The organism is Kribbella sp. NPDC050281 (assembly GCF_040655855.1).
Lineage (GTDB): Bacteria > Actinomycetota > Actinomycetes > Propionibacteriales > Kribbellaceae > Kribbella.
Map to the genome: position 1 here is coordinate 55,009 of NZ_JBFAKS010000048.1, position 19,402 is coordinate 74,410.

Consider the following 19,402-nt stretch of genomic DNA (forward strand, 5'->3'; position numbering starts at 1 on the left):
AGAGACGTTCAAGCGGCCGGAGATGGTGCGAACGCCGCCCGCAGCCTGGCCTGTGCCGCCGGGGACGCCCCCGTGTGGTCGAGCCCGAGCAGCGCCGCCCCGACCACCGGCGGTACGTCGACCACTTTGGGCACCGCCTTCGGGGCAACCTCGGCCAGCAGCCGTACGACGCGATCCACCAGGACAGCGTGGCCGGCGGTGAGTACCCCGCCGCCGAGGACGACCGTGACCGGCTCGGTGAGTAGGTCGAGTCGCCGTAGCGCGCTGACCGCCATCGCGACGATCTCCTCGGCCTGTTGCTGCACCACCCCGAGCGCAACGGTGTCGCCGGCCGCGGCGACCTCGAACAGCAGCGGTCCGGCCTCGAGTTGGCGTTCTGCCGGCAGATCGCCGAAGTGGAACGCCTCGATCACCGCACTCAGTGTCGGCAGCCCGAAGTGCGCGGGCAGTGCGGTCGACAGTGCGGTCGAGGGACCGCGGCCGTCCTCGGCGCGGGCCGCCGACCAGAACGCCTCCTCGGCAAGTTGTGGCCCACCGCCCCAATCGCCGGTCAGCTTGCCCAGCGCGCGAAACCGAGCGGTGCGTCCGTCCGGCAACAGGCCGGAGCAGTTGATCCCGGCGCCGCACACGACCGCGACACCGCGCGGCTCGTCGACGCCCGAGCGGAGTAGCGCGAAGGTGTCGTTGGTGACGTACACCGACTCCGCCCAACCGTAGGACTCGAGAACAGCGGCTAACCGCTCCTCCTCGATCGGGAGGTCCGCATTCGCGAGGCATGCGGAGATCTGCTGCACCAGCGGTACGTCGCCGAGCGTCAGCCCGGCCTCCGCCGCGGCAGCCCGCACCAACGGCTCCAGCCCGGCGATGGCAGCGTCCGCTCCGACGATCTGCGGCTCGAACCCGCCGGCGCGCGCCGTACCGAGGACTGTCCCGTCGGCCGAGACCAGCGCGACATCGGTCTTGCTGTTGCCTGCGTCGAAGGCTAGTACGCCGCCGGCGACCGTCACGCCCATGGCAGATACGCCTTGTTGTGCGCGAGTAGCCGGTCCGTCAGCTCGCGCGCGATGGAGATCTGCCCGACCAGCGGATGGGCGAGCAAGGCCTCGAACACTCGCTCCGATCCACCCTTGATGGCGGCGTCCAACGCCAGATCCTCGTACGCCGTGACATGAGCGACCAGGCCGGCGTACAAGGGCTCAAGAGGTGCGACCGGTTCTGGTGTGGGGCCTTCGGCACCGATCGTTGCCGGCACCTCGATCACCGCGTCGTCCGGCAGGAACGGCAGCGTGCCGTTGTTGAGGGCGTTGACGACCTGCACATCGCCGATGTTGTTGAGCAGCGACGACGCGAGTGCGACCGCGGCCTCCGAGTAGTACGCCCCACCGCGCTGCTCGAGCAATGCGGGCTTCTCGTCGAGCATCGGATCGGCGTACATCTCCAGGAGTTGCTTCTCCAGGGCGGCGACCTCAGCGGCTCGCGACGGCTTGGTCAGCAGCTCCTGCACGACCTCGTCGTGCGCGTAGTAGTAGCGCAGGTAGTACGACGGCACGACGCCGAGCTGCAGCAGCACCTCCGCCGGCAGGTAGAGGTCGTCGGTGAGCTCACTCATGTGCTCGGCGAACAGTTTCGGCAGCATGTCCTCGCCGTTCACGCGGACGGCGCGTTCCCACGTCAGGTGGTTGAGTCCGACGTGGTCCAACGACACCTGGTCCGGCGTGACACCCAGCATCGCGGCGAACCGCCGCTGGAACCCGATCGCCACGTTGCACAACCCGACGGCCTTGTGTCCCTGGGACAGCAGCGCCCGCGTCACGATCCCCACGGGGTTGGTGAAGTCGATGATCCAAGCGTCCGGATTGGTACGCCGTACTCGCTCCGCAATGTCCAGGACGACGGGTACTGTCCGCAGCGCTTTCGCCAGGCCGCCGGCGCCGGTCGTCTCCTGGCCGACGCAACCGCACTCCAGTGGCCAGGTCTCGTCCTCGTTCCGGGCGGCCTGACCGCCGACCCGCAGTTGCAGCAGTACGGCGTCCGCGCCGTCGATGCCGGCGTCGAGGTCGGACGTGGTGATCACCCGGCCGGGATGACCTTGTTTCGCGAAGATGCGGCGGGCCAGTCCGCCGACCAGCTCGAGCCGGTCGGCGTCCGGGTCGACCAGGACCAGCTCGGTGACCGGCAGCGAGTCGGTCAGCCGGGCGAAACCGTCGACGAGTTCGGGCGTGTAGGTGGATCCGCCGCCTACGACTGTGAGTTTCATCCGGGCTCCTGCGGGATGGGTGGACCTGCGGTGTCGAACACTTCGTCACGCGTGACGCTCAGGGCGGATTGCAGAGCGCCGGAGAGCACGGGGTCGACGTGGATCGCGGTCAGCAGCAAGCGCGGCCGGGGTACGGCGAGATCCGCGAGCTCGTCCTGCACCAGGCCGCGCAGGCGTTCGCCGCCGGCCGTGATCACACCGCCTGCCAGGACGATCAGCTCGGGGTCGACGACCGCGACGATCGCTGCGAGACCGACCGCGAGCCGGTGGGCGAACTCGGCCAGGACTGCGTCGCCGGCGCCCTCGCTCTGCAGCGCGGCTGCGATCGCTGCCTCGGGCGTCCGCGCTTTCAGGCCGTGCGAGCGGGCCAGCTCCAGTACAGGTTCGCCACCGGCGAGCTCCTGGAAGCCACCTGCGTTGTTGCGACCGACGTTGCGGACCAGCGGCGTACCGGGCAGCGGCAGGAAGGCGACTTCGCCGGCGCCGCCGGTCGCGCCGCGGTGCAGCCGGCCGTTGATCACCACCGCCGCACCGATGCCCTCCTCGCCCCAGAGCAGCACGAAGTTGCCGGTGTCCCGGGCGTGCCCGATCTGCTGCTCGGCGACGGCGGCCAGGTTGACGTCGTTCTCGACCTCCAGCGGTACGGCGATCGCGGCGGCCAGCTCGTCGAGCAGGCGCGGGGCGTGCCAGCCGGGCAGGTGGGTCGCGTACCGGAGCCGGCCGGTGGTCGGGTCGAACCCACCGGGCGTGCCGATCGCGACGCGGCGCAGTCGCTCGCGTGTCAGCCCGGCTTCACCGACGGCGCCGTCGATCGCCTTGAGCACACGTTCGACAGTCCCTTTGGCGCTGCGGCCCGGGGTGGGCAGCTCGTAGCTTCCGACCACCTTGCCGGTCAGGTCGGCGACCGCGGAGCGGATCCGGGTCGGCGTGACGTCGAGGCCGGCGACGTACGCGATGCCGCCGTTGATCTCGTACAGCTGGGCGTTCGGTCCCGGGCGGCCGGCGCTGGTGCCGCTGGCGCGGACCAGGCCGGCGGCTTCCAGCCGGGCGAGCAGCTGCGACGCGGTCGGCTTCGACAGGCCGGTGAGGTGGCCGAGGGTGGTGCGGGACAGCGGGCCCTGGGACAGCAGCAGGTCCAGGGCGGCGCGGTCGTTCATCGCCCGCAGCAGGCGGGGAGTTCCGGGTGTCGTTGCCATGGGCTAACCCTGCCTCCCTCCGCCGCTCCCGTGTGGTCGGCTCGCTGATCTCCAAGACTGTTAGGAAAGTTTCCTATTAACGCGAGACCGTACGGCGGACCAGCACAGGTGTCAATCACTCCCGGTGGGTTAGGGTCACCTAACTATGTCGCCTGGGGAGTTGTTGAGGGAGCCGAGCAAGCGGACCGGATCGTCGTACTGGACCACGGACGGGTGGTCGAGTCCGGTACGCACGAGTCGCTGCTGGCCGACGGTGGGTCGTACACGCCCAGCTGTGGCGCAGCTGGGCGAGAGTGCCTACGCCTGACTCGCCAGCAGGGCGAACGACACGAGCCAGTGCGTCGACATGAAGTCGCCATCGGTCACGGTCGGCAGGACTGCCTCGAGCTGACGGTCTGCTCCTTGGCGTAGCACCTCAGCAACCTCAGGCAGTGCGGGTGCGATGGTGCGGAGCTGCCAGGCGCGGGACAACGCCAACCCGGACAGGTGTGCGAGCTGTCCGTCGCCGGAGTCGTCGGTGATCGGCACCTCCAGCAGGTGCTGGTGCGCGTCACCGCCGAGGCCGGGCAGGAAGGCAGTCAGCCAGGTGGTGAACTCGTCGGCCGGCAGCACGCGACGCATCAACTCCGCCTCGGTCAGCGCCGGCGACAGGAAGTCGGTGCCGGACGGTTCGAAGCGCGTGTCGTACGCCGTATCCGCGCCGAACCACTCGAGTGCGCGGGCGCGGATCGCGTCGACCACATCGGCGCGGTCGAGGTCGTCGTACGCCTCGAGGAGCAAGGCGAGTGCGAACGCGCTGTTCAGGTGGACGCCGTGCCGGACCGGATAGGCCTGGCGTGGCAGCCAACCGAGCACGAGGTCGGCGATCGTGTCGCCGAGCGGGGTCAGGGCGTCCGCCCAGTTCTTTGCCTGGGGCAACTTGTGTGCGGCCGCGACCAGCATCGCCGCCCAGGCCCAGCCGTACGGGCGTTCGTACGACGGGCGATCCCGCAGGTACGCCGCCTCGGTCGCGATCGCTTCCCGGGTCAGTCGTTGGTCGAGCACCTCGATCGGGCGGTGGCCGGCCTGGTCCGGTGCCAGCGTGAGCAACCGGACCAGGGACCACTGCATGTGTGCACTGGAGTGCCAGTCGTACGAGCCGTGGAACGCCGGATGCAACCGAGCCGGTGTCACGTCCACGTCGTCCGGACTCACCGACGCGTGGGCGGAACCGTACGGGTACGGGGTTTCGAGCACCTCACAGGCGATGGCGGCCCAGGCGGCGGCGTACTTCATGGGGCTCCTTCTAGAAGGCGAAGACGTACATCAGGACGATGTTGCAGGCCAGCAAGGGAACCGCGGTCGGGACCTGGGCCTTGATCGGGCCGTACTGGTCCTTCATCTCGAGCAGCGCCGCCGGGACCAGGTTGAAGTTGGCGGCCATCGGCGTACACAGGGTGCCGCAGAAGCCTGCCAGCATGCCGATCGCGAACACGACCGCCGGCGTACCGTCGAACTGCTGCACCAGCAGCGGCCAGCCGACCGCGGCCGTCATCACCGGGAACGCGGCGAACGCGTTGCCCATGATGATCGTGAAGACCGCCATACCGATGCAGTACAGGGCCACCGCCGCGATCAGCGAGCCCTTCGGGATCAGGTGGTCGGTCACTCGGCCGACCGCCGTGCCGACGCCGGAGGCGTTGAAGAGCAGGCCGAGCGTGGCCAGCATCTGCGGCAGGATCGCGGTCCAGCCGATGTGCTCGAGCAACCGTCGTCCCTCGTGCAGCGGGACCGCGGGGGACTTGGGCCTCAGCAGCACCATTCCGACCGCGAGGGCGAGCAGCGAGGCGACGCCGAGGCCGATGATGGTGGCGGAGCCGGACTGCAGCAGGAGCTTGCCGTCACCCACATGCACCTTGGCGAGCCAGGCGCCGAAGATCGCCGCGACCACCGGGATCACCAGCGCCGGCAGGAAGAGCTTGTTGCCGAACCGGTCGGCGAAGCGCATCCGCTCCTCCGGGCTGGTCGTGCGCTCCTTGCCCCGGCCGGGGAAGCCGGCTCCGGCCAGCAGTGCCAGTCCGATCACCGCGATGCCGAGCAGCCAGGACGGCGCCTGCTTGTTCACCACGAAGGTGCCGTAGCCGAACGAGAGACCGAGGATGCCCCAGAAGGCCGCGGAGCCGATCCGCTTCGGGTTGCTGCGGTCGTTGATCACCTGTGCCGCGATCAGGACGAAGAAGATGCCGCAGAGCCAGTAGAACCACTCGACCTTGATCACTGCGCCACCTCCTTCGCGTTCGCCCGGTCCTCGGCGGCGAGCTTGTCCAGCTGGCGATCCAGCAGGAACAGCCGGACACCGTGGATGAGCAGCGCGCAGATGCCGGTCGGGATCGCCCAGAGCGCGATGTCGATCGCCTCCAGGTGCAGCCCGTACGTCGTGTCGACGAAGCCGGTGATCAGCAGGATCGAGCCGATCGCGACGAAGATGTCCTCACCGAAGAACAGCCCGACCGTGTCGGCGCTGGCGGCGAAGCCCTTGATCTTCTCCTGCACCCGCTCCGAGAGCGAGCCGTAGCGGCGCTCCGCGGCACCGGCAGCCATCGGATGGATGAGCGGCCGGACCGCTTGGGCGGGACCACCGATGCTGGTCAGGCCGAGGGCCGCCGTACCCTGCCGGATCAGCAGGTAGACGGCCAGCAGCCGGCCGGTGGTCATGACTTTCAGCTTGCCGATCAGCTTGCGGGCCTGGTGTTGCAGGCCGTAGCGCTCGATCAGCCCGATCACGGGCAGCGTGACGATGAAGACGGTGACGGACCGGCTGCCGGCGAACCCGTCGCCGAAGGCGTTCAGGATCTTGACCGGTGACAGGCCGCCGATCAGGCCGGCCACGATGCCGGCCGCGGTCACGACCAGCATCGAGTTCAGCCGGAGGGCGAACCCGACGACGACCACCGCGATGGCGAGCAGAACCCACATGGTTCCTCCCGGGGACGGAACGGTGTTGCATCGATTGACGCGAGTCCGGCCACCATAAGAGATTGTTGAACGATCCTGCAATGCATCATTCAAACAAGTTTCGACGGAGGAGAGCGATTACCCGCCGACGATCAGATCCCACAGCCGAGCCACCGCCACGACACCGTCCGCCGAGTGCTCGACCGGCACGACACCGTCCGCCGAGTGCTCGACCGGCACGACACCGTCCGCCTTCGCCGCGAGCTCGCCGTCGGGGCGCCGGCTGGTGGGTCAGCCCACGAGAGCGTGGGTGGGCTATCCGTGTGCGGTTGGCCGACCCATTGCCTGGTGGGTCAGCCCACGAGTCGGGGGCTGGTGCTGGCTCGGGCGGCTGGTCGGGTCGCCGGTTGGTGGGTCAGCCCACGAGAGCGTGGGTGGGCTATCCGTGTGCGGTTGGCCGACCCATTGCCTGGTGGGTCAGCCCACGAGTCGGGGGCTGGTGCTGGCTCGGGCGGCTGGTCGGGGCGCCGGCTGGTGGGTCAGCCCACGAGACGGGGGCTGGTGCTGGCTCGGGCGGCTGGTCGGGGCGCCGGCTGGTGGGTCAGCCCACGAGACGGTGGGTGGGCTATCCGTGTGCGGTTGGCGGACCCGCTGCCTGGTGGGTCAGCCCACGAGACGCGAGTGGTGGTGCGGGCGGGTGAGGGTGCCGGGATGCGGTCGGTGAAGGCGTGGATTTACGGGAAGTGAAGGATCGGTTAGGGGAGGCGCCAGTCGATTGGGGTGGTGCCCTGCTCGACGAGGAGGGCGTTGACGCGGCTGAAGGGGCGGGAGCCGAAGAAGCCGCGGTCGGCCGACATCGGGCTCGGGTGCGCGCTCTCGACGTACGGCGTGCTGCCGAGCATCGGCTTCAGGGTCTGGGCGTCGCGGCCCCACAGGATCGCGACGAGCGGACCGCCGCGGTTCACCAGCGCGTGGATGGCCTGCTCGGTGACGGTCTCCCACCCCTTGCCGCGATGCGCGCCGGACTTGCCCGGTTGCACGGTGAGCACTCTGTTGAGCATCAGCACGCCCTGCTCGGCCCAGGGCGTCAGGTCGCCGTTCGACGGAGCCGGTACGCCGACGTCCGCCATCAGCTCGCGGTAGATGTTGGCCAGGCTGCGCGGGATCGGCCGGACATCCGGCGCCACCGAGAAGCTGAGCCCGACCGGGTGGCCGGGCGTCGGGTACGGATCCTGGCCGACGATCAGCACTTTGACCTGCTGCAGCGGACTCTTGAACGCACGCAACACGTTCTCCCCGGCCGGCAGGTACGGCCGCCCGGCCGCGATCTCCGCCCGGAGGAACTCGCCCATCCGTGCGACCGTCTCTTCCACCGGCGCCAGCGCTTCCGCCCAGTCCGGCGCCACCAAATCCGTCAACGTCTTCGGGCTCACCCGCCACAGTTTCGCAGCACCCCACCCACCCGCGCACCTCGGGTTGTCGACACCTGTTCGCGTGTTGGTCAGCCCCCGGCCTTGCGCCCCACGGTACAAAGGACCCGGCCCCGCAAAGGTATGAGCTTGGCCATCTACTGTTCGCGCTGGGTCGCCACAGTCCTGGAATTCCTTGTTCTAAAGGGATTTGGCCCTCCCCGAACAAGTGCGGACACCGGTGTATTGCAACCGCTGACGCAACCATGCCGTAGGTGGTCCGGTGGCCTGCCGACACCTCTCCTCCCGTTGCTCGCCCTGTGGCTTTGGGCCAGGGGCTGGATCTGTGGCCTCGCCGGACCTGTTCCTCAGTCTGGCACTGATCGAGCGTGCGCCGAGCTCGTTATCCACAGGGTGTCGTTGACACGTATGAGTCAACCGTTCAATCTGCGTTCCCGATGAGTCCAGGCGTATAGCCATCACTGCAGAATTGCTAAACAGCATCTACGCCAGCGAGTACGCGGGCCTTCTTAGCCAGGACATTGGCACGAATCTTGATAAAAGCATCATAGTCATCATCGAAGAGCGAGTGCGTCAACATGGCTGACGCAAGAACCTCGTCCAGGTTGTCCGCGAGAAGCTTTCGATACTCGGATGGGGCAACGCCACCTAGAACTCTGTTATCCGCACGCGAGATTAGGACGAAATTTGCGAGAGCGTTGATTGCTGCGGTAGTCCGTCCTGATGAGGCCAAGAATGCCCGAGGGAAACAATGGTGATACTCACGTCTATTTGGCTCCGACAGAACCTCATTCAGATTGAGGAGCTCTCCGGAAAGGAGTGAACGTGGGCTTTGCGATGCTAGGAGAAGGATCAACGTTCGTCCTGCAACGGTCCGAGGCTGGAAAGCATTGTTGATGAAGAAACTTGGCTCGATAGATGCGTTCATTTCTGCGAGACTGTGGTCCTGCCCGCGGCGTAGCGCTACCGCTGCCACGATGTCACGTCGAAGGAAGCCCTGCGGATTCCCGCTATAGCGATGACTGAAGCAGGATCTCCAGAACCACCGGACAAGAACTTCCCGCTCTCGGCTCGTCACGGGTCGGTGTTGGTCGATCGAGAAGAAGGCAGCGAGCGGAATCAAAAGCGCGGGATATGGCAGGAAGCGAACGTGGCGAGCATGGAAATTATCTCGCACGAAGTCAATTGCGCGGCTGATTGCGATCTTGACCGTCTCGAAGCGTTCGCGAACTTCCGCGCCACGCAGCAATACCAACTTGTTTGGCGACGGATCATGCGTCAGTACGGCAGCGCAGCATCGCATCATGAGATCGCTGTCATCTCCAACGTCTTCGAATCCGAAGCTCTCATAATCTTGCGCCATCTCCTGAAAGCTTCCCTGCAAGTCGAAGTCGTCGCTCCAGGTCCAGGCCGTAAGCAGTTGGTAGGTATCGAGGGGAATCCCCATCCGGTTGACCCGTTCGAAGACGATCGCCACGCTGGTTCGGTCTTCCGTCTCAAAAGTCTGAATCGGCAGCAGTGACGTCAGGAACCGCTGCTGGACTTCTGCTATCTCTCTGTGTTGTTCCTCGCTTAGATCGCGAGTCAAATGGGAGAACTCCACGGGCTCGAAGAAGGTCGAGAGCGGGAAATATCGCTCCGGGTCGGCAGCGTTAGATTCCAGAGCCTCGAAGCGCGACTCCTGGGCATCGGCGGCGGCAGCGAAATCATAGTAAATGGGTAACCACGCTTCAGGGTCGAGATCCTTGGCTGGTAGGCGCCGCTGGAATGTCGTAAAAATTGAGGTGAGCCGTTGTTGTCCATCTAGTACATAGTCGACTGGCCACTGCTTTTCGGGTTCGGGAAGATCAAAGACGCCGAGTCGATTCTCGCTGCGTAGACGAGATGAAGTCCGCCAGAGGAGTAAGGATCCGATTGGGTACTGTTTATAGATCGAGTCCATAAGTTGTGCGGCCTTGTTGGGTGGCCAGACAAATTTTCGCTGGAACCCGGGAATTCGGATGGTCCCTTGCAGGAGTCGAGTTATCGCGTCCTGGATGCTCAGATGATCGGCCACGGACTGAGGGTAGATCATCGCCGCACCGTCAGTAGGCCTGTACCGGCGCGGCCTTGATCGCAGAGGCACCAGAGCTCGACAGACCTCCGAGCATCGCCCCGTTAGCTGCCGACCTTAGGTTCGGTGCGGTGCGGGTCAAGGGTCGGAGATCCCGGAGGGACGCCGGAGGCGCCCTTGACGCGTGCCGGGCCGGGCCGTCCCTTCCATGATTGCTAGCGGGGCGATGCGGGAACCCACAGACCAGCGGGGGCGGTTCGGATCAGGGGGCGACGTGAGTGGCCGGCCATACCGACGAGTGCCGCACAGACGGGGTGTCGATCGTTGGCGGTGAGCTCTGCTGCCTTCGACCCGGCACCCTGTTGTCACGTGCGCGCCAAGCCAAGGGACGCGCCCAGAGCGCAGCGAAGCGGAGCGGCGGGCAGGCGTCCCGCCCTGTGGTGGCGGCGCGCTTTCGGGCCCTGGAGGGGCCCGTCTTGAAGACGTAGAGAAACTTGTCAGGCCGGAGGAGGACAGACAGACACTCCGGTCTGCACAGACGGTTGGTCGTCACGCCTGGATGATTGATAGCGATCCGCGGTTAGTTGTGCGAGCGATCACTGGGGAGGGGAAGGATCGTGCTGGATCATCAGACATTGAATCTGTCCGCAGCGGTTGGGCGCTACGCAGTGGCCTACGTTCGAAAGGTCTGCTCACAAGCCCATATCGGATTCACTGAGCCGCCGTCAGGGGAGGACGTCCTGGCGATCGACGGATGGCTTTCGTATCACTCGTTTGACGTCCGAGTGCAGATCAAGGGCTCAACTCACTACAGCCTGCAGAAGGGGCATGGTCTCATCTCGTTTGGGATCGAGGAGAAGTGGCGGCAGAAGTGGCGCCGCAATGGGCAGCCGACATACTTCATCCTAGTGTTGATGGAGAAGGAGGTCGACCAATGGTTCCAGTACGACCCGTGCGCCACGCTCGCTGGGGCCTACGCGCTGTGGGCGAGGATCGACAACCTGGATCCCGATGCAACCAGCGTGGCCTTAGACAGGGCGCAGAGGTTCACCGTGCAGACTGTCGGTGCATGGCACGACGATCTGAACAAGGGCTATGGAGAGGGAGCGTGACGACGTGGAGACTGCCGAGTTGCGTCAGCGCCACGTCGAGCTGTTCAGAACTTGGCTGATGGACTCGGGCTGGACGCTGAGGAGTCAGGGGCCTCTTGGGGAGTTGCTTGAGCTGAACGATGTGACGGTGGCGATCCCGCGCACGCTCGGACAAGATGCGATCGTCGCACAAGGAGTTGCCAGCCGCGTGGCTCAGGCGATGGGTCGCTCATCAAAGGACGTCCTCAAGCGCTTGCTGTCTCCGCTAACAGACCGCATCGAGTTGCGACTGATAGGAACGGCTCTTCCCAGCGGCCGGGTACCACTGGGCGCAGCTACTGAAGCGCTGCGCAACGGTCGCCGGATGATTTCCGCTTCTGGAACGAGCGCAATCACTCCTGGGTGGAGTGTCGCTCGACGGTATCGGCCGGAGGCACAAGCGCTCGCGAGGGATGCGGAATTGGCACACACGGAGGATGGCTCGTTCGTCTTCCCGCTGTACATCACTCTTGAACGTGCCGAGGATTCGACCCTGGTTTACGATCCGGACTCAGTGATTCCTGAGCCGTTCGAGCGGCGTGTCACTCGGACGCTTGCCACCGCCCTCGCCACTACTGTCAGCCTCACTCATGCACCAATCGATGAACTCTCGAACGCAGACCTGGATGATGCGTCGAGCGTGGGTGTTTCTAAAGAGCTCTGCGACTCTCTTCATCAGGTGATGAAGAGCCCTACGGTCGAGGAGGTCGAGTTCAACTTTGAGTGGTCTCCTGCCTTCGGCAAGACTGAGACCTTCCCGGGCTCGGTCAACGTAGAGCGCGCCTCGCGGCCCCAGTTACTGTCGCTGGCGAAGCGGCTATCGCGTCCAGAACCGCTCCATTCTGCGGTCTACTCCGGCCCGATCTTGGAGATCGGTCGCGGCGATGAGGGGGCCTTCTTCTTCGTACTGGATACCTACTTCCGTGAGCGCAAAACCCGTATGCGGGTTGCATTGTCAGAGGAACAGCACGATGAAGCGATCAGCTGGTATCGGAACCGGGCCACCGTGCTGGTCCAAGGTGACGCGAAGCAGTTCAAGTCGGAGCTCTTGATGGACGCTCCCGGACGGATCGACGCATGGAGTCAGACTCTGTTCTGACGCCATCCATGAGCGAATCTGCGCTGCTAGCTCGCGACGCCAATCAGTGCAGCAACGTCGTTCATGTCACCAATCACTGAGTCAGCACCAGCCTGGGCGAGATCGCCGGCCTTTCCGGGCTTGTTCGCGTAGCCAATGCTCCGCGTGCCAGCGGCGATGGCCGCGGCAACGTCGCTTGGCTGGTCGCCGATTAGCACACATCGGCCAGGACTCACGCTGAGTGCCGCTGCCGCTCGATCAACGAGGAAGGGACTTGGCTTCATCCTCTCGACGTGGACAGGGTCACGTGCCTCGATGTGGCGGATGTGATCGGCGATGCCAGCCTGCTCGAGGTACTTGTGTACAGACGCTTCGCAGTTGTTGCTCACGATGGCGACCGGTCGCTTGGCAGAACGGCATATCTCTAGGAACTCAGCCACGCCCGGTGTCGGGGTCGCGCTTTCGACAGCTTTAACCTCGGCGACTTGCAGGGCTTCCTCGACTCGTTGCCACACATCGTTGCCAAGGCTTGCGGATGCTCCGAGGACCTCGTGCGGACCATTTGCGTCGGTGATCTCGTCCGGGAGATCCCCAATCGCGTCGCGGATGAGGGCGCGTAGTTCGTCTGCGATCTGTGGTGCTGGGTATCCCGCGAAGACCGAGCAGACTGGGCCGTCGAAGTCCAGGAGCACGGCTTGGGTTGAGCGGAGGGCAGATGCAGGGGAGTCGGCGGTCACGGGCTATGGGTCTTGCTGATCGTGCCCCAGAGACTGTTGAACCAGATTCGGGCTTGGTCGACGTACTGCGAGCCGGTCGCTCGGTCGTCGTCGGTCACGGAATGATGGAAGAGCACGGTGTCCTTCCCTACTGCGTCGAAGATGGGCATCTCTTTCCCATCGATCGCGACTTCCCGTTGAACCACGGGATAGAAGCCGAAGAAGACCTCCTCGTCGTTGAGGAGGTACAGCTTGAACATCATCGGGAGGCTGACAACGCGGCACTCGACGCTGGTCTTGGGTACCAGTCCGATGGTGCCGAGCTCCTCGATGGACTCGATGATTTGGCCGGCCGATCGGTGTGCGATCTGCTTGGCTCGATTGCGGACAGCCGGATCATCTCCCGGCTTGCTTCCGGCCCGCGAGGGAACAGCCAAGGGCTGCGACATGTCTGGCAGGAGCAGCCGGATGCTGATCGACTCCGGCGTGAGCCTTCCTCGCCTGATGCGGTCGAGAGGCTCCTCTAGCGCTCCGAGGAGCGTTTCACCGGTTAGACCGGCGAAGTCGACTGTCACCCGCGATCGCTCGAATGCACGCTCGATGGTTGGCCTGAGGCCAACCGCCTGGTCGGCACGATCGCGGACGTACACACCGCTGCCAGCCCGGGAGACGATCAGCCCTTCGTCTCGCAGCAGTCGGAGCGCCTGCTGGATAGTCATCCGCGCAACCCCGTACTGCGTCGCCAGATCGTTCTGGGACGGCAGCTTCTCGCCCGCGTTGTACCGGTGAGTGAGGATCGCCGCACGCAAGGTGTTGGCGACCTGCTTGTACGGCGGACGCGGGTCATTCGGGTCGAGCTCCATGCCTTCGATGCTACCGCCTGGCTAGGCAGCCTAGGAATCACCCATACAGGTGGTTGACCTGGCTAGGCAGCTTAGGTAGCTTAGCCTTCATGAAAAGCTGACTAGCGAGGCTAGCTCGCTTACTCAGCGGCATCACAGGGATGCCACTAGTGACGCCAGAAAGGGCGATCCTCATGAAGCTGACCATCGACACCACGGGCAAGACGTTCACGGTCACCAAGGCGGTGGAGGAGAAGAAGGACCAGAACGGCCGGCAGAAGGCTGACCGGAACACCAACGAGCTGCTCTGGTCGGTTCAGGTGATGGCGCTCGACGAGACGGGCGGCGAGGTGATCAACGTGACTCTGGCGGGCAATGCCATGCCGAAGGTCAACGTTGGTTCCGTCGTCGCGCCGGTCGAGCTTGAGGCCATGCCGTGGGCCACCAATGGGCGGAACGGTGTCGCGTACCGGGCCAAGACCCTCAACCCGGCGACGGGTTCTGCGAAGTCCTGATCTCCACTCGCCCGTGATTTCGTGAACTGCTCAGCTGGGGGAGTCATGCCGCAACCGATGGATGATCGAACCGTCACCGCGAATCAGGCACAGGCCGAGTACGTGGCCAAGTGCAACGAAATCGTCGAGATCGAACTGGTGCTCGTCTTCTTGGACGAGAGCATCGCCAGCAGCCTGAACCGGGCTGAACCTGTCGTTGCGATCAGCAACGATGCGCTTGCCGTCTACGCCTCGGAGGCGTTTTGGCAACTGCTGGATCTGTACCGCGAGGCGCACACCCGCCGCCTCGATCTGTACGCCGCACGCGACTATGCGTACGCGGTCTGGAAGTCGGCTTCGAGTGAGGCCACTGCGGCTGACGCTTACGTGTCAACGCCGCTGAACAACCGCTAGAAACCAAGAACGGCCCTCGAAAGGGCCGCTCCCTGGAAACGAGACGCCAAGTCGGGCCACTGGCCTAGGAAACCCGTCCCGGCTTGGTGTCTTTCCTGACTCAACCCCCTGATCGGGAGGTCTTGTCATGCCCAAATCTACCCGTAAGCGTTCGACCGGTCGAGTACGCAGCACCTCGCGAGGTGCCGTCGAAACCATCACCCGGCCGTCCAAGACGCTGCCCGTCATCATCGCGCTCACCCTGTGGCGCTGGCGCTGGGAGCTTGCCTGTCTGACCGCGCTGGCGGTCGTCTACTACCACCTCGTCACGCCGGGCGGCTGGGAGTTCGATCCCGTCCCCGCAGCACTCGTCATGGCCGCACCCGCACCTGTCGTGCTGACTGTCCGGCCGGTACGCCGGTTCCTGCGCAACCGCTGCTGGTGCGTGATCACCCGGCACCGCATCCGCGCGTGCCTGACCGAGATGCGGACCCTGAACTACTCGGGGAACTTGCCGTTCATCGTCGGCTGCTTCTCGACCAAGACCGGCGAAGCGGTCTACCTGTGGATGCGTCCCGGCCTGTCCGCCGAAGATCTGGACAACAAGGCCGAAACCATCGCCGCCGCGTGCTGGGCACGCACCGCCGCGATCTCGCGCAGCGAGCGTTACGCCTCGCTGATCCGCCTCGACATCGACCGGCGCGACCCGCTGGCGAAGAAGCACATCACCTCGCCACTGCTCGACGACACCAGCGGCATGCCCGAAGCGGCAGTCGCCGACGACGCTCTCCTGGCCTTCATCACCCCGGAGAACGCCCCCAGCGAGCCCACCAGTGAACCGCCGGCCAAAGCCGACACCGTCACGTCGGGCCGCACCAAAACCACTCGCACCAAGACCACCGCAGCCGTGGACGACAACCACACGGTGATCCTGGGCGCCAACGGAGAAGACGTGTCCGACTATGTCTAGCCTCAACCCACGCAAGGTGTTCCCCCGGCGCAAGTCGGGGGCCACCCCCGCACCCAAGGGTGCGCTCTCGATCTACGACCCCGCCTACCTGGGCGTCGACACACGCGGCAGGGGAGTTCACCTGCCTCTCATGTACCGCAACGTCCTGCTCGGCGGCGAACCCGGCTCCGGCAAGTCCGTTGCACTCGGCAACATCGTCTCGCACGCCGCACTGTGCACCGACGTGGACCTGGTCCTGATCGACGGCAAACTCGTCGAACTGCTGCCCTACGCGCCGATCGCCAAAGAGTTCGTCGGCAACAACATCACCCGAGCACTCAAGGTGCTCCGCGGCCTGCAGGCCGAGATGGACAAGCGCTACCTGCACCTGGCCCAGACCAGCCGCAAGAAGATCACCCCCAAAGACGGCTACCGCGCGACCCTGCTGGCTATCGACGAACTGGCCTACTTTTCGGTCACCGTCGGCACCCCCGAACAGCAGAAGGAATTCGTCACCCTCGTCCGTGACCTCGTCGCCCGCGGCCGCGCCGCAGGCATCATCGTCGTCGCCGCAACCCAGCGGCCCTCGGCAGACATCGTCCCCACCTCGTTGCGGGACCTGTTCTCCTACAGGCTCGCGTTCCGCTGCACTACCGACTCGTCCAGCGACATCATCCTCGGAACCGGCTGGGCCAAAGAAGGCTACTCCGCCAAGCAGATCTCGCCCGATGCCCTCGGCGTCGGCCTGCTCCTGGCCGAAGGCGGCATCCCTCGCCGCATCAAGAGCGCCTTCCTCACCGATCCCCATGTCCACAAGCTCGTACGCCGGGCCGCCCATCTCAGGAGGGCCGCATGACCACCATCGGCGTCGAATCCGACTTCGACACAGGCTACGCAGCACTCCTCGACGCACAGGCCAACAAGTACGCCTACGTCCACGACTGCGGCTACATCGTCTACAGCCACACCACCCCCACCGGCTGCCTCGAATGCCGCAGCAACCGCCGCCAGACCCTGTCCAACCACGGCACCTGGCACCAGCTGTTCATCCGTCACGAGGAGGGGACATGACCTACTACGACGCATCCGGCGGCGAACGCAACGACCGCATGTACATCGGCTACGAGTTCACCGACGACGCAGTGGCCGGCATCAACCTCGCCTGCAACGGCCAATCCCCTCTGGTCGCGATCGATCTCGGCAACACCCCGATCGAGATCGAACTCATCACCGGCTCAGTCACCGCACTCAGCCAACTCATCGACGCCTGCTACGAGGCCCGCGCGCTCCTCGAGGAACACCTCGTCCAGCACGCCACCCAAACCGACACCTGGACCCAAGACCAGGTCTACGTACCCGACGACTGGACGGAGGACCAGCCATGAGCGACACCCGACCGCGCCTGTCCGCCGTCTACGACGGCTGGAAACGTCTTCTGCAAGACACCGACGCACTCATCGACAGCGACGGGCGGCTGCCCGAAGGCACCAAAGTCTGGACCCCGTTCGGAGATCTGGACTACCACGGCGACATCCCAAAGGGCTACTGCGACCCCGCCTGGGGCTGGTACCAGGGAACGATCCTCGGCCAGAGCGACCCCAACTGGTGGTTCGTCTTCCTCGGCTACGACAACCTCCCGTTCATCTGCCAACGACACATCAGCGAGATCCGACGAGTCGTCACGAGCGGAGGTGACGCCTGATGCCTACAGCCAACAGTCCGACCACCGCGACAGCGGCCAGCTCGGAAAGGCCGGCCACTACGACGAAGCTCACCGGCCTCACCTGGCACAACACCCGGGCCCTCACAGGCCTCGACGGGTGGACGGTCACGAAGACCACCGCGACCTACAACGGCAGCCCGACAGCGGCCTTGGAAGCCGTACAGCAGCGAATGGATCACGTCCGCGCCACGGAAGGCGGCAGGGCAACCGGCTATGCCTCACTGATTGCGGTCCGCAACAAGCTCCGTGAGTGCTCCACCGGAGCCAGCCATCCCGCCGTCACGGTCACCGTCAAACGAGCCAAGAAGACCACCACCAAGACCCGGACCGGGTCCCCCAAGGCGCGACTGACACGTAAGCGTCAAGCCGAGTACACGACCGCAGAACTGGTCTCCGCGCTCGAAGCCGCGTGGGTGGCCATCCGGACCAATCACACCGAGATCCCGGCTGTTGTGCTCATCGTCGGCTCCGGTACTGCCACCAAGCAGGCCAAGTACGGGCACTTCGCACCCGTTCGGTGGCAGCACGGCGAACAACGCCTGGCTGAAGTCCTCATCTCCGGCGAGGGACTCAAACGACCCGTCGAAGAGGTCTTCACCACCCTGCTCCACGAAGCAGCACACGCTCTCGCCGATGTCCGCGAGATCAAAGACACCAGCCGCCAAGGCCGATGGCACAACCAGAAGTTCGCCGAACTCGCAGGAGAGCTCGGACTCGACGCCACCAAGGACCCCAAGATCGGCTGGTCACCCTGCACCCTCCGCAAGCAGACAGCGATCACCTACAGCGGCGTTCTCGCTGACCTGAAGAACGCACTCATCGCCTACCGCCACCCCGAAGCCCTCGGCGGACAGGCCAAGAAGAACAACAACAACGCGGTCGCCTGCGCATGCCAATGCCCCCGCCGCATCCGCGTCGCCAAAGCAGTCCTCGCCGAAGGCGAGATCACCTGCGGCATCTGCGAATCCACCTTCGAACCCGACGAATAGACCCCGGTTCGTTGCTGGCTCCCATCCCTGGGCGATCACCCGGGGGTGAGGGCGAACACCGAACACCCATCCCATCGAACGGAGCACCACCCATGACCACCGTCATCGACATCAACGCCTACGCCAACCTCGTCGCTCACCGCGCCATCGCTGACCACGAGTTCCTGTGTGACTGGGTCGCCGCCGACCACCTCGGCGGCCACGACTGGTGCCCCACCGTCCTCGAACCCGGCGACGACTACACCCTCGTCGTCCTCCTCGACCCCACCGGCAACCCCGACAACGACCGCGTGGCCGGCCGCTACTGCATCGGCTGCGGCTACCACCTGTTCGGCACACCCGAACTCGAACCCGCCCCCACACCCACCGCCTGACACGTCACCGGCAACCACGAGTCCCCCCGACCAACTCCCCGTAGCCTCCCCAGACTCTTGGCCGGGAAGGACCCGCGGCCCGCCGCTGGTCCCCAGCCACCAACGCCGAGCTGGCCCCAATCCCGAACGGAGCCAGCCAACCTCCTCGGTGCCCAAGCCCAAACATCAAACGAACCAATCGTCTCGAAAGGAGCCCGCCCATGACCGTCACCAATTCCACACGACCTGTGAGCGGCCTCCAAGACCCGCTCCTCGCGATCGAGACCCGTCGACCCATCATTGACCCTGGCAAGCGGCAGAACCCCGCCTCGGCGCTCGAGGAGGCCATCGCTCGAGCGGCCTCGACCGCCAACTACGACGCCTGGCTCGAGCACACCGGCTCCGCGGGCGGCTGCGTCCGGCCTGTCCAACTTCGCGGTGAATCGCACATCGTGTCCGACCGGACCGGCCGGATCATCTCCACCCGGCACACCGACCAGATGCCCGACGGCGTGATCTACAAGGCCTGCGGCAACCGCCGCGCCGCTGTCTGCCCGTCCTGTGCCGAGACCTACCGGGGCGACACCTACCAACTCGTCCTGGCCGGCCTCGCAGGCGGCAAAGGCATCCCCGCCTCGGTCGCGCAGCACCCGTCCGCGTTCGTCACCTTCACCGCCCCCACCTTCGGCCCCGTCCACGGCACCCGCGCCATCCGTACGCGCGACGGGCAACTGCGCAACCGGCCGTGCCGACCCCGCCGCGAACCCGACCCGTGTCCGCACGGTGTCGACCTGCGCTGCCACCAGACCCACCGCGACGGCGAGAAGATCCTCGGCACACCGCTGTGCCTGGACTGCTACGACCA

22 protein-coding genes are annotated in these 19,402 nt (G+C 65.5%); 12 read left to right on the forward strand and 10 right to left on the reverse strand.

The features are described 5' to 3' along the window. Window positions 1-8 precede the first annotated feature (8 nt). The 8 genes from AB0I34_RS37520 to AB0I34_RS37555 form a co-directional block, all read right to left on the reverse strand. Window positions 9-1,013, reverse strand: coding sequence for a BadF/BadG/BcrA/BcrD ATPase family protein (locus AB0I34_RS37520; RefSeq protein WP_360455033.1), 1,005 nt, complete (start codon window positions 1,011-1,013; stop codon window positions 9-11). Next, window positions 1,004-2,257 (reverse strand): 6-phospho-beta-glucosidase, encoded by a 1,254-nt coding sequence (locus tag AB0I34_RS37525; RefSeq protein WP_360455036.1) that lies wholly within the window; start codon window positions 2,255-2,257, stop codon window positions 1,004-1,006. The genes AB0I34_RS37520 and AB0I34_RS37525 overlap by 10 nt, the downstream gene beginning before the upstream one ends. Next, window positions 2,254-3,453, reverse strand: coding sequence for an ROK family transcriptional regulator (locus tag AB0I34_RS37530; protein WP_360455039.1), 1,200 nt, complete (start codon window positions 3,451-3,453; stop codon window positions 2,254-2,256). Before AB0I34_RS37530 ends, AB0I34_RS37525 begins: the two co-directional genes overlap by 4 nt. 297 nt (window positions 3,454-3,750) lie before the next feature. Beyond that, window positions 3,751-4,728, reverse strand: coding sequence for a DUF2891 family protein (locus tag AB0I34_RS37535; protein ID WP_360455042.1), 978 nt, complete (start codon window positions 4,726-4,728; stop codon window positions 3,751-3,753). A gap of 10 nt (window positions 4,729-4,738) precedes the next feature. Beyond that, window positions 4,739-5,710: a DUF979 domain-containing protein gene (locus AB0I34_RS37540; protein WP_360455045.1), complete on the reverse strand. Its 972-nt coding sequence runs from the start codon at window positions 5,708-5,710 to the stop codon at window positions 4,739-4,741. Beyond that, window positions 5,707-6,408 (reverse strand): DUF969 domain-containing protein, encoded by a 702-nt coding sequence (locus tag AB0I34_RS37545; RefSeq protein WP_131352983.1) that lies wholly within the window; start codon window positions 6,406-6,408, stop codon window positions 5,707-5,709. The genes AB0I34_RS37540 and AB0I34_RS37545 overlap by 4 nt, the downstream gene beginning before the upstream one ends. A 734-nt stretch (window positions 6,409-7,142) precedes the next feature. Next, a complete protein-coding gene (locus tag AB0I34_RS37550) occupies window positions 7,143-7,820 on the reverse strand; it encodes a uracil-DNA glycosylase (protein WP_360455049.1) in 678 nt (225 codons plus the stop codon). A gap of 469 nt (window positions 7,821-8,289) precedes the next feature. Next, complete coding sequence (locus AB0I34_RS37555) at window positions 8,290-9,873, reverse strand: DUF262 domain-containing protein (protein ID WP_360455052.1); 1,584 nt, start codon at window positions 9,871-9,873, stop codon at window positions 8,290-8,292. A 614-nt stretch (window positions 9,874-10,487) separates the two neighbouring features. Between AB0I34_RS37555 and AB0I34_RS37560 the strand changes: the two genes are divergently transcribed. Beyond that, window positions 10,488-10,982 carry a DUF4365 domain-containing protein gene (locus AB0I34_RS37560; protein ID WP_360455054.1) on the forward strand — a complete coding sequence of 165 codons (495 nt, stop codon included), beginning with the start codon at window positions 10,488-10,490 and terminating at the stop codon, window positions 10,980-10,982. A 4-nt stretch (window positions 10,983-10,986) separates the two neighbouring features. Next, window positions 10,987-12,099 carry a hypothetical protein gene (locus AB0I34_RS37565; protein WP_360455057.1) on the forward strand — a complete coding sequence of 371 codons (1,113 nt, stop codon included), beginning with the start codon at window positions 10,987-10,989 and terminating at the stop codon, window positions 12,097-12,099. Between the two features lie 26 nt (window positions 12,100-12,125). Here the strand turns inward: AB0I34_RS37565 and AB0I34_RS37570 are convergent, their stop codons facing one another. Together AB0I34_RS37570 and AB0I34_RS37575 are read right to left on the reverse strand one after the other, a co-directional pair. Continuing rightward, window positions 12,126-12,815, reverse strand: a complete 690-nt coding sequence (locus AB0I34_RS37570; RefSeq protein ID WP_360455060.1) for an HAD family phosphatase — start codon at window positions 12,813-12,815, stop codon at window positions 12,126-12,128. After that, window positions 12,812-13,657: a winged helix-turn-helix domain-containing protein gene (locus AB0I34_RS37575; protein WP_360455063.1), complete on the reverse strand. Its 846-nt coding sequence runs from the start codon at window positions 13,655-13,657 to the stop codon at window positions 12,812-12,814. Before AB0I34_RS37575 ends, AB0I34_RS37570 begins: the two co-directional genes overlap by 4 nt. 173 nt (window positions 13,658-13,830) lie before the next feature. Between AB0I34_RS37575 and AB0I34_RS37580 the strand changes: the two genes are divergently transcribed. The 10 genes from AB0I34_RS37580 to AB0I34_RS37625 form a co-directional block, all read left to right on the forward strand. Further along, entirely contained in the window at window positions 13,831-14,151 is a 321-nt protein-coding gene (locus tag AB0I34_RS37580) for a hypothetical protein (RefSeq protein WP_360455066.1), read from the forward strand. Window positions 14,152-14,196: 45 nt separating this feature from the next. Next, window positions 14,197-14,544, forward strand: coding sequence for a hypothetical protein (locus AB0I34_RS37585; RefSeq protein WP_360455069.1), 348 nt, complete (start codon window positions 14,197-14,199; stop codon window positions 14,542-14,544). 127 nt (window positions 14,545-14,671) lie between these two features. Beyond that, window positions 14,672-15,493, forward strand: a complete 822-nt coding sequence (locus AB0I34_RS37590) for a hypothetical protein (RefSeq protein ID WP_360455072.1) — start codon at window positions 14,672-14,674, stop codon at window positions 15,491-15,493. Then, the gene (locus AB0I34_RS37595) at window positions 15,486-16,328 is read left to right on the forward strand and encodes an FtsK/SpoIIIE domain-containing protein (RefSeq protein WP_360455075.1); all 843 of its coding nucleotides are present in this window, start codon (window positions 15,486-15,488) and stop codon (window positions 16,326-16,328) included. Before AB0I34_RS37590 ends, AB0I34_RS37595 begins: the two co-directional genes overlap by 8 nt. Further along, window positions 16,325-16,543: a hypothetical protein gene (locus tag AB0I34_RS37600; RefSeq protein ID WP_360455077.1), complete on the forward strand. Its 219-nt coding sequence runs from the start codon at window positions 16,325-16,327 to the stop codon at window positions 16,541-16,543. The genes AB0I34_RS37595 and AB0I34_RS37600 overlap by 4 nt, the downstream gene beginning before the upstream one ends. Then, a complete protein-coding gene (locus AB0I34_RS37605; protein WP_360455080.1) occupies window positions 16,540-16,857 on the forward strand; it encodes a hypothetical protein in 318 nt (105 codons plus the stop codon). Before AB0I34_RS37600 ends, AB0I34_RS37605 begins: the two co-directional genes overlap by 4 nt. Beyond that, window positions 16,854-17,174 carry a hypothetical protein gene (locus AB0I34_RS37610; protein WP_360455083.1) on the forward strand — a complete coding sequence of 107 codons (321 nt, stop codon included), beginning with the start codon at window positions 16,854-16,856 and terminating at the stop codon, window positions 17,172-17,174. The genes AB0I34_RS37605 and AB0I34_RS37610 overlap by 4 nt, the downstream gene beginning before the upstream one ends. Then, entirely contained in the window at window positions 17,174-18,184 is a 1,011-nt protein-coding gene (locus tag AB0I34_RS37615) for a hypothetical protein (protein WP_360455086.1), read from the forward strand. The genes AB0I34_RS37610 and AB0I34_RS37615 overlap by 1 nt, the downstream gene beginning before the upstream one ends. A 92-nt stretch (window positions 18,185-18,276) precedes the next feature. Continuing rightward, window positions 18,277-18,558 (forward strand): hypothetical protein, encoded by a 282-nt coding sequence (locus AB0I34_RS37620; protein WP_360455089.1) that lies wholly within the window; start codon window positions 18,277-18,279, stop codon window positions 18,556-18,558. Window positions 18,559-18,758: 200 nt separating this feature from the next. Beyond that, the coding region (locus tag AB0I34_RS37625) for a replication initiator (RefSeq protein ID WP_360455092.1) at window positions 18,759-19,402 on the forward strand (644 nt) is incomplete at its 3' end.

What these genes read in the sequence shown, in the direction of transcription:
- AB0I34_RS37520 (WP_360455033.1), bottom strand. Translation starts at nt 1,013, where the DNA reads ATGGGCGTGACGGTCGCCGGCGGCGTACTAGCCTTCGACGCAGGCAAC.
- AB0I34_RS37525 (WP_360455036.1), bottom strand. Translation starts at nt 2,257, where the DNA reads ATGAAACTCACAGTCGTAGGCGGCGGATCCACCTACACGCCCGAACTC.
- AB0I34_RS37530 (WP_360455039.1), bottom strand. Translation starts at nt 3,453, where the DNA reads ATGGCAACGACACCCGGAACTCCCCGCCTGCTGCGGGCGATGAACGAC.
- AB0I34_RS37535 (WP_360455042.1), bottom strand. Translation starts at nt 4,728, where the DNA reads ATGAAGTACGCCGCCGCCTGGGCCGCCATCGCCTGTGAGGTGCTCGAA.
- AB0I34_RS37545 (WP_131352983.1), bottom strand. Translation starts at nt 6,408, where the DNA reads ATGTGGGTTCTGCTCGCCATCGCGGTGGTCGTCGTCGGGTTCGCCCTC.
- AB0I34_RS37575 (WP_360455063.1), bottom strand. Translation starts at nt 13,657, where the DNA reads ATGGAGCTCGACCCGAATGACCCGCGTCCGCCGTACAAGCAGGTCGCC.
- AB0I34_RS37580 (WP_360455066.1), top strand. Translation starts at nt 13,831, where the DNA reads ATGAAGCTGACCATCGACACCACGGGCAAGACGTTCACGGTCACCAAG.
- AB0I34_RS37585 (WP_360455069.1), top strand. Translation starts at nt 14,197, where the DNA reads ATGCCGCAACCGATGGATGATCGAACCGTCACCGCGAATCAGGCACAG.
- AB0I34_RS37590 (WP_360455072.1), top strand. Translation starts at nt 14,672, where the DNA reads ATGCCCAAATCTACCCGTAAGCGTTCGACCGGTCGAGTACGCAGCACC.
- AB0I34_RS37595 (WP_360455075.1), top strand. Translation starts at nt 15,486, where the DNA reads ATGTCTAGCCTCAACCCACGCAAGGTGTTCCCCCGGCGCAAGTCGGGG.
- AB0I34_RS37600 (WP_360455077.1), top strand. Translation starts at nt 16,325, where the DNA reads ATGACCACCATCGGCGTCGAATCCGACTTCGACACAGGCTACGCAGCA.
- AB0I34_RS37605 (WP_360455080.1), top strand. Translation starts at nt 16,540, where the DNA reads ATGACCTACTACGACGCATCCGGCGGCGAACGCAACGACCGCATGTAC.
- AB0I34_RS37610 (WP_360455083.1), top strand. Translation starts at nt 16,854, where the DNA reads ATGAGCGACACCCGACCGCGCCTGTCCGCCGTCTACGACGGCTGGAAA.
- AB0I34_RS37615 (WP_360455086.1), top strand. Translation starts at nt 17,174, where the DNA reads ATGCCTACAGCCAACAGTCCGACCACCGCGACAGCGGCCAGCTCGGAA.
- AB0I34_RS37620 (WP_360455089.1), top strand. Translation starts at nt 18,277, where the DNA reads ATGACCACCGTCATCGACATCAACGCCTACGCCAACCTCGTCGCTCAC.